Raw genomic sequence first — 16,242 nt, forward strand, 5'->3', positions numbered from 1 at the left:
AAATTCCTCAATTCACCGCATCGCATCCGCTCGCCCGCCTACGTCGATGGAAAACCTGAACGGCATCGCCGCCTTCGTCCGCACCGCCGAAGCGCTCAGCTTCGTCGCGGCCGGCCGCGCGCTCGGCATCTCGGCGTCCGCCGTCGGCAAGACGATCGCGCGGCTCGAGCAGTCGCTCGGCGTGCGCCTGTTCAACCGCACGACGCGGCGCGTCACGCTGACCGACGAAGGGCGCCATTTCTACGAACGCTGCCAGCGGATCCTCGAGGATTTTCGCGATGCGGAGGCGACCGTGACGGCCGCCGCGCAGCGCCCGCGCGGCAAGCTGCGCGTGAGCCTGCCGGTGATCGGCTACCGGTTCCTGCTGCCGGTGCTACCCGAATTCAGGCAGCGCTATCCGGACGTCGAGCTCGACCTGGATTTCAACGACCGGATGGTCGATGTCGTCGAAGGCGGCTTCGACGCGGTGATCCGCAGCGGCCCGCTGTCGGATTCGAGCCTGATGTCGCGGCGGCTCGGCCCGTTCGCGTTCGTGCTGTGCGCAACGCCCGCGTATCTCGCGCAGGCCGGCACGCCGCGGGCGCCGCGCGATCTCGAAGCGCACGATTGCGTGCGCTACTGTTTCCCGACCACCGGCAAGCTGCAGGACTGGGCGCTCGCCGCCGACGACGGCACGCCGCTGAAGCTGCGCACCGCGATGACCTGCAACAACATGGAAGCGCTGCGCGGCGCGGTGATGGCGGGGCTCGGCATCGGCTACATGCCCGATTTCCTCGCGCGCGACGCGCTGGACACGGGCGCGCTCGTCACGGTGCTCGACGACTACCGGATCGCGCCGGGGCAGTTCTCGATCGTGTGGCCGTCGAGCCGGCAGCTGTCGCCGAAGCTGCGCGTGTTCGTCGACTTCCTGTGCGAGCGGCTGTTCAAGTAGACAAGTAGACGGACGGCGCGGTCGCGCCATCGATCCTCACCAATCCGCGCCGATCCGCTCCGCTTCCGCCTGCGGCAACAGCGCATCGCTGTCGTCCTTCAGCCCGACGCCCGTGAGGCCGAGCCGGCGCGCGTGCGTCATCAGGTAATGCAGCTTGTGCGCGGCCGCGGCATGCGGCAGCCCTTCGGGCCGCACGTTCGAGATGCAGTTGCGCAGTGCGTCGTGGCAGCCGACCTTCGGCGCCCAGGTCAGGTACACGCCGAGGCTGTCCGGCGAGCTGAGCCCCGGCCGTTCGCCGATCAGCATCGCGACGACCTGCGCGCGCAGCAGTTCGCCGATCTCGTCGCCGAGCGCGACGCGCGCCTGCGTCGCGACCACCACCGGGCCGATCCGCCAGCCGTCCGCTTCGAGCCGCGGGCACACGGCCTGCAGCAGCGGCAGCGCCTGCTTCGCGGCCGCGAACGCCGACAGCCCGTCGCCGACCACGAACACCACCTCCGGCGCGTCGTCGAGCGCCGCGCCGTAGCCGGCCAGCAGCGCGCGTCCGTCATCGGACAGCTTGCGGCCGAGATCGGGCCGGCGCAGGTAATGCTGGCGGTCGGGCGCCGCGCTCTGCACGCCGAGCGTCGCGAAGCCGGCCGCGTCGATCTCGCGGCGCAGCGCGTCCGCGTCGAGCGGCTGGTGCACCGCGTCGCGCGCCTGCGCGTGCGACAGGTTGAACGCGAGCAGCGGCGCGGTCGGCAGGCTGCTGCCCGCGCGGCCGAGCGCGATCCGCGCGTTCGTGAACGACTTCAGCTGCGCCCACGGGTTCTTTTCGACGGCGTCGCTCATGCCGAAATCCCCATCCAGTCGTTCGCGCCCGCGAGCAGCGGCACACGCGCGTTCGCGGCGCGCAGCGCGCCGTGCGCGTCGGCGATCTCCATCGTCTCCAGCCATTCCTCGAACTCGGGCGCGCGGCGCAGGCCGAGCACCTCGCGCACGTAGAGCTGGTCGTGAAACGACGTGCTTTGATAGTTCAGCATCACGTCGTCCGCGCCCGGAATCCCCATGATGAAGTTGATGCCGGCCGCGCCCAGCAGCGTCAGCAGCGTGTCCATGTCGTCCTGGTCGGCTTCCGCGTGATTCGTGTAGCAGATGTCGCAGCCCATCGGCACGCCGAGCAGCTTGCCGCAGAAATGATCCTCGAGCCCCGCGCGGATGATCTGCTTGCCGTCGTACAGGTATTCGGGCCCGATGAAGCCGACCACCGTGTTCACGAGAAACGGATCGAACTTGCGCGCGACCGCATACGCGCGCACCTCGCAGGTCTGCTGGTCGACACCGAAGTGCGCGTTCGCCGACAGCGCGCTGCCTTGCCCCGTCTCGAAGTACATCAGGTTGTTGCCGACGGTGCCGCGCTTGAGCGACAACGCGGCCTCGCGCGCCTCGCCGAGCAGCGCGAGCGAGATCCCGAAGCTCGCGTTCGCCTTCTCGGTGCCCGCGATCGACTGGAACACCAGGTCGACCGGCGCGCCCTTCTCGATCGCCGCGATCGTGTTGGTCACGTGCGTGAGCACGCACGACTGCGTCGGCACGCCGTAGCGTTCGCGGAATCCGTCGATCATCGCGAGCAGCTTCACGATCGCCGCGAGGCTGTCGGTCGCCGGGTTGATGCCGATCATCGCGTCGCCGCAGCCGTACATCAGCCCGTCGAGCATCGACGCGGCAATGCCCTTCACGTCGTCGGTCGGATGGTTCGGCTGCAGCCGCACCGACATCCGGCCGGCCAGCCCGACCGTGTTGCGAAAGCGCGTGACGACGCGGCGCTTGCGCGCGGCCGCGATCAGGTCCTGGTTGCGCATCAGCTTCGACACGGCCGCGACCATCTCGGGCGTGAGGCCCGGCGCGATCCGCTCGAGCGCGGCGCCGTCGGCCGCGGGCGACAGCAGCCAGTTGCGGAAGTCGCCGACGGTGAGGTGCGAGATCTCCGCGAACGCGGCCGCGTCGTGATCGTCGAGGATCAGGCGCGTGACCTCGTCGTGTTCGTACGGAATCAGCGCTTCGTTCAGGAACGCCTTCAGCGGCACGCCCGCGAGCGCGATCTTCGCGGCCACGCGCTCCTCCTCGCTCGCCGCCGCGACGCCGGCGAGCTGGTCGCCCGAGCGCAGCGGGCTCGCTTTCGCGAGCAGCGTCTTCAGGTCCGCGAAACGGTACGTGCGCGGACCGATCGTCTCCGTGTAGGACATCGTTCGAATCTCCTTGCCAGTCCTTGCCTTGCCTGACGCCGACGGCGCGCCCGTTCGACGGGGCGCGCCGCATGCCGTCACGAACGGCCGTTCGGGTCGGCCATCCTCATTCCTCGAGCAGCGCGTCGCCCGGTGCGCTCGCACGCTGCGAACGGGTCGCGAGGAAGTACGCGTAGCCGAGCGCGAGGAACGCGATGAACACCATCGCCACCAGCCCGTTGAAGTACACCATCGTCGCAAGGCAAATCAGGGCTGCAACGATCGCGAACGCCGGGAAGAACGGGTACAGCGGCGCGCGGAACGGTCGCTCCAGGTTCGGCTGCGAGCGGCGCAGCTTGAACAGCGCCGCCATGCTTACGATATACATCACGATCGCGCCGAACACCGACATCGTCACGATGTTCGCGGTGAGCGTCTGGCCGCCGAACTGGATCAGCTCGTCGCTGTAGATCGCGGCGATGCCGACCACGCCGCCCGCGAGAATCGCGCGATGCGGTGTCTTGAAGCGCGGATGCACCTTGCCGAGCCACTCCGGCAGATAGCCTTCGCGGGCCAGCGCGAAGATCTGGCGCGAATAGCCGAGGATGATCCCGTGGAACGACGCGACGAGCCCGAACAGCCCGAGCCACACGAGCATGTGCATCCAGCCGCTGTTCGCGCCGACGATGTACTTCATCGCCTGCGGCAGCGGGTCGTTGATGTTCGCGAGCTTGGTCCAGTCGCCCGCGCCGCCGGCGAACACCATCACGCCGATCGCGAGCGTGACGAGCGTCAGGATGCCGGCCACGTATGCGATCGGGATCGAGCGCTTCGGGTTCTTCGCCTCCTCGGCGGCCATCGCGACACCTTCGATCGCGAGGAAGAACCAGATCGCGAACGGGATCGCGGCGAACATGCCGTGGAACGCGCCGACGCTGAAATGATCGGCGCCCGACCAGCCGCCCTTCATGAAGTTGCTCCACGCGAAGCCCGGCGACACGACGCCCATGAACACCAGCAGCTCGAAGATCGCGAACAGCGTGACGACCAGCTCGAACGTCGCGGCGATCTGCACGCCGACGATGTTCAGCGCCATGAACACGAGATACGCGCCCATCGCCGCGTGTTTCGGTTCGAGCCCCGGAAACTGCACGTGCAGGTACGCGCCGATCGCGAGCGCGATCGCGGGCGGCGCGAACACGAACTCGACGAGCGTCGCGGCGCCGGCGAGATAGCCGCCCGCCGGGCCGAACGCGCGGCGCGCATACGCGAACGGGCCGCCCGCGTGCGGGATCGACGTCGTCAGCTCGGTGAAGCTGAAGATGAAGGTGGTGTACATCGCCGCGACGAACAGCGCGGTGACGACGAAGCCCAGCGTGCCGGCGCTCGCCCAGCCGTAGCTCCAGCCGAAGTATTCGCCTGAAATCACGAGGCCGACCGCGATGCCCCACAGTTGCCAGGTCCCGAGCGTCTGCTGCAGCGCGGGCTGGCCGGACGACTTGGCGCCGGCGGCGGGCCGGCCATTCGACTCTGCTTTCATCGGATTCTCCTGAAAGGCGCCGGCCTGCGGGCCCGCGCGACTGAGAATCGATGCTAGAGAGTCATTAAACGACGTGTTATCGAAATTCGGCAAAGATGACGGCTGACGTTTCGCTGACGGCAACGGTGGGCGGTGGGCGGCTCTCCACGAGCGTCGTGCACACACCGTCCGGCCGCGCGAAGCGGCCGGACGGCCGACGCGTCACCGGCGTTACTGACCGCCGCCGCGCTGGTTGAACCAGCGGTCGAGCAGCTTGCCGGCCGCCTCGCGGCCGCCGAGGCCGAACGACAGCGCGACCGCCACCGCGATCGCGCCGAGCACGAGGCCGAACGCGAGCTGCACGATCTCGTTGGCGATGCCCATCGCGCGCAGCCCCATCGCGAACACCAGGCCGAGGATCGCGAACTGCGCGATCCGTGCGAACAGCACGCTGTGCTCGCGGTCGGCCTGCTCGATCACGCGGCGCGCGAGGCCCGCGAGCCATACGCCGATCACGAGGATCACGCCGCCCGTCAGCACATGGCCGCCGAATTCGATGAACAGCGTGACGACGTCGCGCACCTGCGTGAAGCCGAGCCGGTTCGCGGCCTCCACCGATGCGAACAGCATCGCGAAGAACACGATCAGCCGCGCGACCAGCACCGACGGTTGCAGGATCCCCGAAAACACGCGCTCGACGCCGAGCACGGCCGGCAGCCCGTCGGCGCCGGCGGCTTCCAGCAGCTTCTGCGCGAGCGACGCGACGAAGCGCGCGAAATAGAACGTGACGAGCACGATCACGATCGCCGCGACGATGTCGGGCACCGCGCTGAGGAACTGGTTCAGCATGTTGGTGGCGGGAATCGAGATCGCGTCGATCTTCAGCGCGTCGAGCGCGGAGATCAGCGTCGGCACGAACACGAACACGTAGACGATGGTGCCGATCAGGCTCGACACGCGCACCGGCGTCGGGCTGTCGAGGCCCTGCGTGAGGCGATCGGCGCCTGCGGCAACCAGCAGGTTCGTCACGAGGCCGCGCAGCACGCGCGCGACGACCCAGCCGACGAAGCCGATCACCGCGGCCGCGAACAGGTTCGGCACGATCGCGAGCAGCCTGTCGACCATCCCCTGCACCGGCGACAGCAGGCCGGACAGCGCGAACGACGCGAGAATCGCCGGCAGGAACATCAGGATCACGAGCCAGAACAGCACGTCGCCGAGATAGCCGCTCATCGGCTGCATGCCCGCGCTTTCGGACAGCTTGTCGTCGACCTTGCTCGCCTTCAGCGCACGGTTCGCGAGGCTGCGCAAGAGCGACGCGATCAGCCACGCGATCAGCGTCAGCGCCGCGCCGCCGATCAGGTTCGGCAGGTAGTTGACGATGTGGGTGACGAGCAGCGAGAACGGATTGGACACCGCGTACAGGTTGAGCACGTTGAAGATGCCCACCGCGGTGACGAGCAGCACGAGCCAGAACAGCCCGCCGGCGATGATCCGCTCGACGCGCGCGCCCTGGCCGGTGCTTTCGTTGATCCGCTGATCGACCTTCAGCGCGTTGAGCAGCCGGAGCGCGCCGGCCCGCACCGCGACGGCGATCAGCCAGCCGATCACCAGGATGCCGATCGCGCCGGCAATCTTCGGCAGGTATCCGCCTAGCGTGGTCTGCAGCGACGTGATGAAGCTGGAAGCATCCATTTCTTCTTCTCCCGAAAAACGTGGCGTTGCGATTGAACATCGACGAACTACCTGCGTACTTCGAAAACCGTGCGTTGCCGCCCCAAGCAACTTACCCGAGAAAAATGACGCGATCACCCGATTTCACCGTCTTTAACTTTAGACATATCTCGACGGGGACGAGACCCCATTTCGGCGAAATTAAAAAGGGGCAGATTTTGTTGGCCTACGCATCTCCGCAAGATTTATCAATCGGCGGCGTGCTACCGTGACGTCGATTCCTGCCGGGGGACGCACGCATGACCGTCGACACGAAAGCCGAAACGCCCGCGTGGACCCGCTATGCAGCACGCATCGCGCGCGTTCACGACCACATCCGCACGCACCTCGACGACACGCTCGACCTGAACCGGCTCGCCGACATCGCGTGCCTGTCGCCATATCACTGGCAGCGCGTCTATCGCGCGCTGTACGGCGAGTCGATCGTGCTGACGGTGCGGCGGATGCGGATCGTGCGCGCATCGGAGGACCTCGTCTGCACGGCGCTGCCGCTCGACGCGATCGCCCGGCGCGCCGGCTACGGTTCGACGCACGCGTTCGCACGCGCATTTCGGGATGCTTACGGCGTGCCGCCCGCGCAGCACCGGCGCGCCGGGGTCCACCGGCCGATCTATCCGTTACAGCGAGGAGAGGAAGACATGTTCAAGCATGAAGTCGAGATCCGGCGGCAGCCGGAATTGCGCGGTTATGCGGTGGCGCATACGGGCGCTTACCTGAAGGTCGGCGACGCGTTCGGGCAGATTGGCGCGTGGGTCGGGCAGCACGGGTTGATCGGCCCCGGCGCAAAGATGATCGGGATCTTCTACGACGATCCGGACACCACGCCCGAAGCGCAATTGCGAGCGAAAGCGTGCTTCGTGCCGGCCGGCGGCGCGCCGGACGTCGAGCCGACGCCGCCGGTCGAGCGCATCACGATCGCGGGCGGCGAGTATGCGGTGCTGCTGCATACCGGGCCGTATGCGGACCTCAAGACCGCTTACCAGTGGCTGTACGGCGACTGGCTGCGTCACTCGGGCCGCGAAGCCGCCGATGCGCCGCCGTTCGAGCTGTATCTGAATACGCCGATGGATGCGGCGCCGGCCGACCTGCGCACCGAGATTCATTTGCCGCTGCGTTGAGCGCAGGTCCCGGGTTCGGGGTTCGGGACTCGGAGCGAGCCCGCACGCCGTGGCCCGGCGACGCCCGTTGCAGGCGCCACGCCGCCCTTGAAGATCGGCCGTCACAACCGGCATCGAGGCCGACGATCGAGCCTTACCCGGCCTGCGTGCCGCAGCCCGGACAGAAGCGCGCGTCAGCGGCCAGTGCCGCGTGGCAGCGGCTGCATGCCTTGCCCCGCTGCGCGACACCGCACTGCGCGCAGAATCGCGCATCCGCCGCGTTGATGGCGCCGCAGCCCGCACAGGCGAGCTGACGCAGCGGCAAGTTGCTGCCGGGGCCGCCCTGCGCGTCGGCCGACGGCTGCCAGCCCCAGCCGTGACGATCGCGGCCGCGCGCATCGTGGCCGCCATGGCCTTCCCGGCCCGCTCCGCCATGATGCCCGCCGCTACCGTGGCCGCTTCCATGCCCACCGCCATGACCGCCTCCGTGGCCGCCCAGGATCCGTTTCAGAAAGCTCATCGCCCGCTCCTCGTCACTGCGTCCGCGCGCTGTCGAACACGCCCGTCTTCGATAGCAGCCGCAAGCCGTTGCCGACGACGATCAGGCTCGCACCCGCATCGGCGAACACGGCCATCCACATCGTGCCGAGCCCGGCGACCGTCAGGCCGAGGAACACGATCTTCACGCCGAGCGCGAAGCCGATGTTCTGCACCAGCACGCGGTGCGTCGCGCGCGACAGCCGCACGAACGCGGGAATCTTGCGCAGGTCGTCGTCCATCAGCGCGACGTCGGCCGTCTCGATCGCCGTGTCGGTGCCCATCGCGCCCATCGCGAAGCCGATGTCGGCGCGCGCGAGCGCCGGTGCGTCGTTGATCCCGTCGCCGACCATCCCGACCGCGCCCGCGCCGCCCGCCGACAATTCCTCGACCGCCGCGAGCTTGTCCTCGGGCAACTGGTTGCCGCGCGCATCGTCGATGCCGGCCTGCTGCGCGATCGCCTGCGCGGTGTGCGGGTTGTCGCCGGTCAGCATCGCGGTGCGGATGCCGAGCGCGTGCAGGTCGGCGATAGCCGCGCGGCTGGTGTCCTTGATCGTGTCGGCCACCGCGAAGATGCCGAGCACGCGCGTGTCGTCGACCAGCATCACGACGCTCTTGCCCTGCCGCTCGAGTGCGTCGAGCTTCGCCTCCAGCGCCGGCGAGCAGCGTTCGAGCTCCTCGACGAGCCGGTGGTTGCCGAGCCAGTAGCGCGCGCCGTCGATCGTGCCGCGCACGCCACGCCCGACGATTGCTTCGAATTCCTCAACATCGGAGAACGCTGCCGTCTGCGCGTCGCGCGCCGCCGCGGCGATCGCCTGCGACACCGGATGATCGGAGCGCGCCGCAAGGCTCGCGCCGAGATGACGCACGCGCGCCGCGTCGACGTCCGTCGCATGCAGGTCGAAATCGGTCTGCACCGGCTTGCCGTGCGTGATCGTGCCGGTCTTGTCGAGCGCAAGCCACGCGAGCTTGCGGCCTTCTTCCAGATACACGCCGCCCTTCACGAGAATCCCTCGCCGTGCGGCGGCCGCGAGCCCCGACACGATCGTCACCGGCGTCGAGATCACCAGCGCGCACGGGCACGCGATCACGAGCAGCACCAGCGCGCGGTAGATCCAGTCGTGCCACGCGCCGCCCATGACGAGCGGCGGCGCCACCGCGACCAGCAGCGCGACCGCGAACACGATCGGCGTATAGACGCGTGCGAACCGGTCGACGAAGCGCTGCGTCGGCGCCTTCGCGCCCTGCGCTTCCTCGACCGCGTGGATGATCCGCGCGAGCGTCGAGTTGGCGGCAACCGCCGTCACGCGATAGTCGAACGAACCCGCTTCGTTGATCGTGCCCGCGTACACCGCATCGCCTGCCGTCTTGTCGACCGGCAGGCTCTCGCCGGTGATCGGCGCCTGGTTCACCGTCGAGCGGCCCGCGACCACTTCGCCGTCCAGCCCGATCCGCTCGCCCGGCTTCACGCGCACGATCGCGCCGAGCGCGACCCGCGCGGCCTCGATCGTGCGCCACGTGCCGTCGATGTCCTGCACGGTCGCGGTGTCCGGTGCGAGCTGCATCAGGCCCTGGATCGCATTGCGCGCGCGATCGAGCGACTTCGCCTCGATCAGCTCGGCGATCGTGAACAGCACCATCACCATCGCGGCTTCCGGCCACTGGCCGATCGCCATCGCGCCCGTCACCGCGATGCTCATCAGCGCGTTGATGTTCAGGTTGCCGTTACGAATCGCGATCCAGCCTTTCTTGTAGGTGGTCAGCCCGCACGTGAGCACGGCCGCGAGCGCCAGCACCGCCGACAGCCACACCGGCAGGCCGGCCCAGCTCACGGCCTCGGACGCGATCGCGGCGACGCCGGCGACCGCGAGCGGCCACCACGGCTTCGCGGGCGGCGGCGCGACCGGCGTTGCCGGCGCGTCGGCCGATGCGGCCTCCGGCGTCATCCCGAGCGTACGGATCGCGCTTTCGATCGCAGGCTGCGCACCGGCCACGTGGTCGACGGTCAGCATCCGCTGCATCAGGTTGAATTCGAGCGCCGACACCTGCTGCATCCCGCCGAGCTTCTTGCGGATCAGCGTTTCCTCGGTCGGGCAGTCCATCTGCATGATCCGGAACGCGGAGCGCACATGACCCGACGCGGTCGCGCGCGCGGCCGGCAGCGGTACGAGCGTCAGCGCGGCCGGCGCGCAGCAGGCGCCGGCCGCGTGGTCGTGATCGTGATCGTGATCGTGATCGTGATCGTGATCAGCATGGTCATGCGTGGCATGGCCGTGTGCCGCGTGGTCGTGCGAGCTCGCCGCGCCGTGCCCGTGCCCGTCGTCGTGCGCGTGGCCATGCGCATCGCCATGCCCGTCGCCGTGCGCGTGGCCGGCACGGTCACCGTGGTCGTGCCCGGCGAGGTTCGCCGATGCCTGATCGTGGTCATGGTCGTGGCCGCATCCACGCGACTGCCCGTCGCGCGCCGCGTCGCCGTGCGCGTGCTCGCCGGCCGCCGACGCCGCGTCGCCAACAGTCGCCGCCTGCGGGTCGCGCGCATCGGCGCAGCAGGTCTCGGCGCCGCCGGCATGACGGTGTCGTGGGTCGTGGGTACGCTGCGCGTCGGTCATGACAACCTCCTCTATGGCTTGACGGAGTACAGTTAACACCCTGAAGCCACTACAAGGTCAACCCTTGCAAAGGAGAAAGCCATGAAGATCGGCGAACTGGCCAAGGCGGCCCGCTGCACGCCCGAGACGATCCGCTTCTACGAGAAGGAGGGGTTGATGCCGGATGCGGAGCGCACCGATTCGAACTACCGCAACTACACCGACGTGCACGTCGAGCGGCTGCGCTTCATCCGCAACTGCCGCGCGCTCGACATGGCGCACGACGAAATCCGCGCGCTGCTGCAGCTCACCGACACGCCCGCCGACCCATGCGATTCGATCAACGCGCTGCTCGACGAACACATCGGCCACGTCGATGCGCGCCTCGCGGAACTGACGCATCTGCGCGACCAGCTCACCGAATTGCGCCGCCAGTGTGTCGGCGAACATTCGGTCGAGGACTGTGGAATCGTTCACGGTCTCGCGACGATGGAAACCGTCGCGCCGGCCGCAAAGCGCTCGCACCTTGGCTGAAACCCTTGTGAAATATGATAGTCTAGTTGATACTAGTTATATATTTACTAGATATAACAGAACTATTCATGTCAACAAGCCGCCCGTCTCCGCTCGCACTCGCGGTCCTCGCGACGCTTACTGAAACGCCGATGCATCCATACGGAATGCTGCAGCAGTTGAAGGCGCGCGGCTACGACGAAGTCGTCAACGTGCGGCAGCGCACGAGCCTGTACCAGACGATCGACCGGCTGCTGCGCGACGGGTTGATCGCCGTGCACGACACCGAGCGCGACGGCGCGTTTCCCGAGCGCACGCTGTACACGCTGACCGAAGCCGGACATACGGCCGGCCAGGCATGGCTGCATGCGCTGCTCGCGGAGCCCGCGCGCGAGTTTCCGGCATTCGGCGCCGGCCTCGCGTTCCTGCCGCTGCTCGATGCCGACGATGCACGCCGGCAACTCGAGCGCCGCATCGCAGCGCTCGAAGCCGAACGCGAACGTCTCGAGTCGCTGCGCAACGCCGCGCAGAACGACCAGGTGCCGCGCCTGTTCCTGCTGCACAACGAGCATGCGCTCATGCTGCTGAACGCGGAGCTCGACTGGGCGCGCAGCGTCGTCGAACACGTGAAGATCGGCGCGCTGCGCTGGGTCGACGGCTGACGCGCAGCCATCGACGCGCGCCGCTCAAAGCACCTTGCCGGGGTTGAGCACGCCGACGGGATCGAGCGCGGCCTTCAGGCGCCGCATCAGGCCGATTTCCGCTTCACTGCGCGTGTGCGCGAGATAGGCGCGCTTGAGCATGCCGATGCCGTGCTCCGCCGACACCGAGCCGCCCATGTCCCGGACGACCGTGTAGACGCAGCGATCGATCGCATCGGCGTTGGCGTCGCCCATGCCGTCGAGCGATACGCCGACATGCACGTTGCCGTCGCCGACGTGGCCGAAGCACAGGCACACGATGTCGGGCCAGGCCGCGCGCAACGCCGCTTCGCAGCGCTCGGCGAACAGGCCGAGTTCGCCCGTCGGCAGGCTCACGTCGAAGTTCACCAGATGCGGCAGCGCATCGATTGCGAGGCCTTCGCGCAGGGTCCACAAGTCGCGCGCCTGCCGCTCCGACGTCGCCAGCGCCGCATCGTCCACGAGCCCCGCGTCGATCGCATCCGCCAGGCCGTTTTCCAGCGCCGCGCACGCATCGCCGCCCGGTGCGCTCGTCGCGCACTCGATCAGCACCGCGAAGCCGCCGTCGCCCGCGAACGGCGCGACGACGCCGGGCGTATGACGCGCCACGTAGTCGTAGAAGGCCGGCCACATCGCTTCGAAACTGACGAGCTCGGGCAGTGCGCGCAGACGGTTCCACAACCCGACCACGGCATCGTAGCCGTGCACGCGACAGAGCGCGGTGGCCGGCGCGGCCAGCTTCGGATGCAGCCGCAGCACGGCACGCGTGACGATGCCGAGCGTGCCTTCGCTGCCGATGAACAGCTGCTTCAGGTCGTAGCCCGCGTTGTTCTTCAGCATCCGGTTCATCGACGACACGACGGTGCCGTCGGCGAGCACGGCTTCCAGGCCGAGCACCTGCTCGCGCATCATGCCGTAGCGGATCGCGCGCGTGCCGCCCGCGTTGGTCGCGAGCATGCCGCCGATCTGGCACGAACCGCGTGCGCCGAGATCGACGCCGAACGTGAAGCCCGCCGCGTCCGCTGCCTCCTGCACCGTCTGCAGCGGCGTCCCGGCGCGCACCGTCATCGTGCCCGCCGCCGCGTCGATCGACTCGACGCCCGCGAAACGCTCCATCGACAGCACGATCTCGCCGCCCAGCGCGACCGCGCCGCGCGCGAGCCCGGTGAGGCCGCCCTGCGGCACGACCGGCTGCCCGAGCCGCGTGCACAGCGCGAGCGTGCGCGACACGTCGTCGACGCTGCGCGGCCGCACCAGCGCACGCGGCCGCACGCCGGCCGGCTCGTTGTACGTGGTGAAGTAGCGCGGATCGATCTCGGCCGCCCGCGTGACCAGCGTGTCACCCAGCGCGGCGACGAGCGCCGCCTCGAGCGCGTCGTCCGCCGGCGCGGCTACATCGTGGCCGCCACGCGCGGCGGCCGTTTCCAGGCTCTGCATCGTGCGGGTCCGCTTACTTGGTGGAGATGTCGATGTCGCCGAAGTACTTCTGGCCGAGCGACTTCACCGTGCCGTCCGCCTTCAGCTTGTCGATCGCCGCATCGAGCTTCCCCTTCAGCGCGTCGTCGCCCTTGCGCAGGCCGAACGCGATCCCGCTGCCGAGAATCCGGTCGTCGCGCACCGGCTGGCCGACGAACGCGAAGCCCTTGCCGTCCGGGCGCGACAGGAAGCCGCGCTGGCCGGCCGGCGCGAGCACCAGCGTCGCGTCGAGGCGGCCCGACACGAGGTCGGCATACACCTGGTTCTGGTCCTGGTACGCGACGATCGACACGCCGGCCGGCTCCCAGTGCGCCTTCGCGTAGGTTTCCTGGATCGACGCCTGCAGCACGCCGACGCGCTTGCCCTTCAGCGCTTCCGGCGTCGGCAGCAGGCCGCTGCCGGTGCGCGCGATCAGCTGCGTCGGCACGCGGTAGATGATCGTCGTGAAGTCGATCGCCTGGCGCCGCTGCTCGGTCGCGTTCATCGCCGAGTTGATCGCGTCGAACTTGCGGCCCTGCAGCGCGGGAATGAGCCCGTCGAACGACGTCTCGACCCACTTGCACGACAGCTTCGCGGTCTGGCAGACGGCATTGCCGACGTCGATGTCGAAGCCCTGCAGGTCGCCGTTCGGCGCCTTCGACTCGAACGGCGGATATTGCGCCTCGAGGCCGAAACGCAGCGTTTGCCCGTCGGCCGATGCCGCGCCGGAGCCGAGCGCGCACGCGAATGCGAACGCGAGTTTGAGGGTGTGTGCATGCTTCATCGTGATCTCCTGGCTGGCCGGTCGGCGCCGCGCTTCGGCACGTGCGCCGGTCCCGTCCGTGACTTTCGGTGCGACGTACACGTCGCCTGCTTGGGTGCGGGCCGCGCCCGCGATTACAGCGAACGCAACCGCCGCGCGCCCTCGATCAGCGTCGCGTCGTCCTTCGAGAAACTGAGGCGGATCACGCCCGCGTCGGTGCCGTCGGTGTAGAACGCCGACAGCGGAATCGTCGCGACGCGCGCATCGCGGATCAGGCGCAGCACGAAGTCGCTGTCGCGCTCGTCCGAGAAGTGGCGGAACCGCGCGAGCATGAAGAACGAGCCTTCGCTCGGCAGCAGCTCGAAGCGCGACCCGGCCAGCTCGCGCGCCAGCAGGTCGCGCTTGGCCTGGTAGAACGCCGACAGGCCGAGATAGCTTTCCGGCCGCGCGAGGATCTCCGCGAACGCGACCTGCATCGGCGTATCGGCCGAAAACACCATGAACTGGTGCACCTTGCGGATCTCGTCCATCAGTTCGGCCGGCGCGACGCAATGCCCGACCCGCCAGCCCGTCACGTTGAACGACTTGCCGAACGACGACACGATCACGCTGCGCTCGGCCAGCTCGCGGTGACGCGCGACGCTCTGGTGCTGCGCACCGTCGAACACGACATGCTCGTAGACCTCGTCCGACAGCACCACGATGCCGGTATCGCGCGTGAGCTGCGCGAGCCGTTCGAGATCGTCGGCGGAGAACACGGTCGCGGTCGGGTTGTGCGGCGTATTGACGACGATCATCCGCGTGAGCGGCGTGATCGCGGCGGCCACTTCGTCCCAGTTCACGCGGAAATGTTCGGGCGACAGCTTGATCGCGACCGGCGTCGCGCCCTGCATCCGCACGATCGGCGCATAGCTGTCGAACGACGGCTCGAAATAGATCACTTCGTAGCCCGGATGCACGAGCGCGCTGATCGCCGCGTAGAGCCCCTCGCTCGCGCTCGCGATCACCGTGATCTCGGTGCCCGGGTCGTAGCGCGTGCCGTACAGCGCCTCGGTCTTCTCCGCGAGCCGTTCGCGCAACGACGCGAGGCCGGCCATCGGCGCGTACTGGTTGTGGCCGTCGCGCATCGCGCGCGCGACGCCGTCGACGAGCGCCGGATCCGGCGCGAAATTCGGCGCGCCCTGCGACAGGTTCAGCGCATCGTGCTGTGCGGCAAGCTGGCCGATCACCGTGAAGATCGTCGTCCCGACGTCCGGCAGTTTCGAACGGGGCCTGGTGGCGCTTCGCATGAGTTCTCCTTCTGATGTCCTTCGGGCCGGCCCGTGCGATGCGCGCGGCCGGTCTCATCGGGGATGATTTAGCCCGAGCCAATATCGGCGGACAACCGAAAGTTCGTCATGGCGGCCATGCGTTTTTCTCATGAGCGGCCATACGCTTGGCTCGACGCCAAGGCCGAGTGACCGGCAATGCATGCGAATCGGGCATTTCCCTGGACGCGCGCGGCCACGCCGCGCGTCACGCGCCCGCGGCCGCCAGATAGGCGCTCAGCACGGCCCGCAACTCGCCGCGCAACGCCTCGAGGTCCAGTGCCGGCCCGAGCGTGAGCAGCGCCTGGGACACGCCGCCGTAGCAGACCGCATGCGCCATCCGGGCGATCCCGTCGAGCCGCGCGGCCGGCGGCGGATCGGCGACCTGCGCGAGCGCGTCGCGCCACAGCGCGACAAAGGCGTCGTAATGGCGCCGGTACGCGGCGAGCGGCGACACCTGCCGCTCCAGCGCGAAGAACGCGCCCCACAGCGCGGCGTCGGCGCCGATCGCGTCGACCTGCATGTCGGCGAGCGCGGCCGCGAGCTCGGCGCGCGGCGCGCCGCGCAACCCGTGCGCCGCATCGCGCAGCCGGTCGGCCAGCGCCAGCACGCGCCGGTGGATGCACAGCGCGGCGAGGCTCTGCTTGTCGCCGAAGTATTCGTAGAAGGTGCCGACGCTCACGCCCGCGACGGCCGCGATCTCGCGAATCGTCGCCTTCGCGTAGCCGCGCTCGAGCAAAAGCTGAACGAAGGCCTGCTGGAGCGCGTCGGACGTGGCCTGCGCGCGCGACTGGCGCGGCCGGCGACGCAGCGCGGGCGCGGGTTGCGCCGCCGGCTGGCCGGGCGGCGCCGGAACCTGAACATGTCGCGGCGGCATATTTGCTACTCTGAAATTCAGCGGAAACGCGTTTGAC

At 68.8% G+C, this 16,242-nt stretch carries 15 protein-coding genes; 5 read left to right on the forward strand and 10 right to left on the reverse strand.

Translation table 11 applies throughout. The annotated features are described in order from the left end of the window. Positions 1–46 precede the first annotated feature (46 nt). Positions 47–931 (forward strand): LysR family transcriptional regulator, encoded by an 885-nt coding sequence (locus tag DIE12_RS09160; RefSeq protein ID WP_044848388.1) that lies wholly within the window; start codon positions 47–49, stop codon positions 929–931. 36 nt (positions 932–967) lie between these two features. Here the strand turns inward: DIE12_RS09160 and eutC are convergent, their stop codons facing one another. The 4 genes from eutC to DIE12_RS09185 form a co-directional block, all read right to left on the reverse strand. Continuing rightward, positions 968–1,762: an ethanolamine ammonia-lyase subunit EutC gene (eutC, locus tag DIE12_RS09165; protein WP_124486840.1), complete on the reverse strand. Its 795-nt coding sequence runs from the start codon at positions 1,760–1,762 to the stop codon at positions 968–970. Further along, on the reverse strand, positions 1,759–3,156 hold the full coding sequence (locus tag DIE12_RS09170; protein WP_124520458.1) for an ethanolamine ammonia-lyase subunit EutB: 1,398 nt from the start codon (positions 3,154–3,156) through the stop codon (positions 1,759–1,761). The genes eutC and DIE12_RS09170 overlap by 4 nt, the downstream gene beginning before the upstream one ends. Positions 3,157–3,262: 106 nt before the next feature. Further along, on the reverse strand, positions 3,263–4,675 hold the full coding sequence (gene eat / locus DIE12_RS09175; RefSeq protein ID WP_124486838.1) for an ethanolamine permease: 1,413 nt from the start codon (positions 4,673–4,675) through the stop codon (positions 3,263–3,265). Positions 4,676–4,885: 210 nt separating this feature from the next. Next, positions 4,886–6,349 (reverse strand): mechanosensitive ion channel, encoded by a 1,464-nt coding sequence (locus DIE12_RS09185; RefSeq protein ID WP_124520457.1) that lies wholly within the window; start codon positions 6,347–6,349, stop codon positions 4,886–4,888. 278 nt (positions 6,350–6,627) lie between these two features. On the opposite strand from DIE12_RS09185, the gene DIE12_RS09190 reads away from it, so the two are divergent. Next, complete coding sequence (locus tag DIE12_RS09190; protein WP_124486836.1) at positions 6,628–7,506, forward strand: GyrI-like domain-containing protein; 879 nt, start codon at positions 6,628–6,630, stop codon at positions 7,504–7,506. A gap of 133 nt (positions 7,507–7,639) precedes the next feature. Here the strand turns inward: DIE12_RS09190 and DIE12_RS09195 are convergent, their stop codons facing one another. After that, the gene (locus DIE12_RS09195) at positions 7,640–8,005 is read right to left on the reverse strand and encodes a zinc ribbon domain-containing protein (protein ID WP_124520456.1); all 366 of its coding nucleotides are present in this window, start codon (positions 8,003–8,005) and stop codon (positions 7,640–7,642) included. Between the two features lie 13 nt (positions 8,006–8,018). Continuing rightward, positions 8,019–10,124 carry a heavy metal translocating P-type ATPase gene (locus DIE12_RS09200; protein WP_260426252.1) on the reverse strand — a complete coding sequence of 702 codons (2,106 nt, stop codon included), beginning with the start codon at positions 10,122–10,124 and terminating at the stop codon, positions 8,019–8,021. Positions 10,125–10,229: 105 nt separating this feature from the next. On the opposite strand from DIE12_RS09200, the gene DIE12_RS38575 reads away from it, so the two are divergent. From DIE12_RS38575 to DIE12_RS09210, 3 genes are all read left to right on the forward strand, one after another. Beyond that, entirely contained in the window at positions 10,230–10,667 is a 438-nt protein-coding gene (locus tag DIE12_RS38575) for a hypothetical protein (RefSeq protein ID WP_260429003.1), read from the forward strand. Between the two features lie 45 nt (positions 10,668–10,712). Then, positions 10,713–11,144: a Cd(II)/Pb(II)-responsive transcriptional regulator gene (cadR, locus tag DIE12_RS09205; RefSeq protein ID WP_014895515.1), complete on the forward strand. Its 432-nt coding sequence runs from the start codon at positions 10,713–10,715 to the stop codon at positions 11,142–11,144. Positions 11,145–11,212: 68 nt separating this feature from the next. Further along, positions 11,213–11,785 carry a PadR family transcriptional regulator gene (locus DIE12_RS09210; RefSeq protein WP_124520454.1) on the forward strand — a complete coding sequence of 191 codons (573 nt, stop codon included), beginning with the start codon at positions 11,213–11,215 and terminating at the stop codon, positions 11,783–11,785. Positions 11,786–11,809: 24 nt separating this feature from the next. Here the strand turns inward: DIE12_RS09210 and DIE12_RS09215 are convergent, their stop codons facing one another. The 4 genes from DIE12_RS09215 to DIE12_RS09230 form a co-directional block, all read right to left on the reverse strand. Next, positions 11,810–13,240 carry an FAD-binding oxidoreductase gene (locus DIE12_RS09215; RefSeq protein WP_124520453.1) on the reverse strand — a complete coding sequence of 477 codons (1,431 nt, stop codon included), beginning with the start codon at positions 13,238–13,240 and terminating at the stop codon, positions 11,810–11,812. A 13-nt stretch (positions 13,241–13,253) separates the two neighbouring features. Then, positions 13,254–14,042 carry an ABC transporter substrate-binding protein gene (locus tag DIE12_RS09220; RefSeq protein WP_044849065.1) on the reverse strand — a complete coding sequence of 263 codons (789 nt, stop codon included), beginning with the start codon at positions 14,040–14,042 and terminating at the stop codon, positions 13,254–13,256. 113 nt (positions 14,043–14,155) lie between these two features. Beyond that, positions 14,156–15,310, reverse strand: coding sequence for a pyridoxal phosphate-dependent aminotransferase (locus DIE12_RS09225; protein ID WP_124520636.1), 1,155 nt, complete (start codon positions 15,308–15,310; stop codon positions 14,156–14,158). A 226-nt stretch (positions 15,311–15,536) separates the two neighbouring features. Beyond that, positions 15,537–16,205 (reverse strand): TetR/AcrR family transcriptional regulator, encoded by a 669-nt coding sequence (locus tag DIE12_RS09230; RefSeq protein WP_124520451.1) that lies wholly within the window; start codon positions 16,203–16,205, stop codon positions 15,537–15,539. Positions 16,206–16,242 lie beyond the last annotated feature (37 nt).

Origin of the sequence: Burkholderia sp. Bp9015 (assembly GCF_003853505.1) — a bacterium.
In the GTDB taxonomy this organism is placed as follows: domain Bacteria; phylum Pseudomonadota; class Gammaproteobacteria; order Burkholderiales; family Burkholderiaceae; genus Burkholderia.

Coding starts and splice junctions, on each gene's coding strand:
- DIE12_RS09160 (WP_044848388.1), top strand. CDS start 47: ATGGAAAACCTGAACGGCATCGCCGCCTTCGTCCGCACCGCCGAAGCG.
- eutC (WP_124486840.1), bottom strand. CDS start 1,762: ATGAGCGACGCCGTCGAAAAGAACCCGTGGGCGCAGCTGAAGTCGTTC.
- DIE12_RS09170 (WP_124520458.1), bottom strand. CDS start 3,156: ATGTCCTACACGGAGACGATCGGTCCGCGCACGTACCGTTTCGCGGAC.
- eat (WP_124486838.1), bottom strand. CDS start 4,675: ATGAAAGCAGAGTCGAATGGCCGGCCCGCCGCCGGCGCCAAGTCGTCC.
- DIE12_RS09185 (WP_124520457.1), bottom strand. CDS start 6,349: ATGGATGCTTCCAGCTTCATCACGTCGCTGCAGACCACGCTAGGCGGA.
- DIE12_RS09190 (WP_124486836.1), top strand. CDS start 6,628: ATGACCGTCGACACGAAAGCCGAAACGCCCGCGTGGACCCGCTATGCA.
- DIE12_RS09195 (WP_124520456.1), bottom strand. CDS start 8,005: ATGAGCTTTCTGAAACGGATCCTGGGCGGCCACGGAGGCGGTCATGGC.
- DIE12_RS09200 (WP_260426252.1), bottom strand. CDS start 10,124: ATGGACTGCCCGACCGAGGAAACGCTGATCCGCAAGAAGCTCGGCGGG.
- cadR (WP_014895515.1), top strand. CDS start 10,713: ATGAAGATCGGCGAACTGGCCAAGGCGGCCCGCTGCACGCCCGAGACG.
- DIE12_RS09210 (WP_124520454.1), top strand. CDS start 11,213: ATGTCAACAAGCCGCCCGTCTCCGCTCGCACTCGCGGTCCTCGCGACG.
- DIE12_RS09215 (WP_124520453.1), bottom strand. CDS start 13,240: ATGCAGAGCCTGGAAACGGCCGCCGCGCGTGGCGGCCACGATGTAGCC.
- DIE12_RS09220 (WP_044849065.1), bottom strand. CDS start 14,042: ATGAAGCATGCACACACCCTCAAACTCGCGTTCGCATTCGCGTGCGCG.
- DIE12_RS09225 (WP_124520636.1), bottom strand. CDS start 15,310: ATGCGAAGCGCCACCAGGCCCCGTTCGAAACTGCCGGACGTCGGGACG.
- DIE12_RS09230 (WP_124520451.1), bottom strand. CDS start 16,205: ATGCCGCCGCGACATGTTCAGGTTCCGGCGCCGCCCGGCCAGCCGGCG.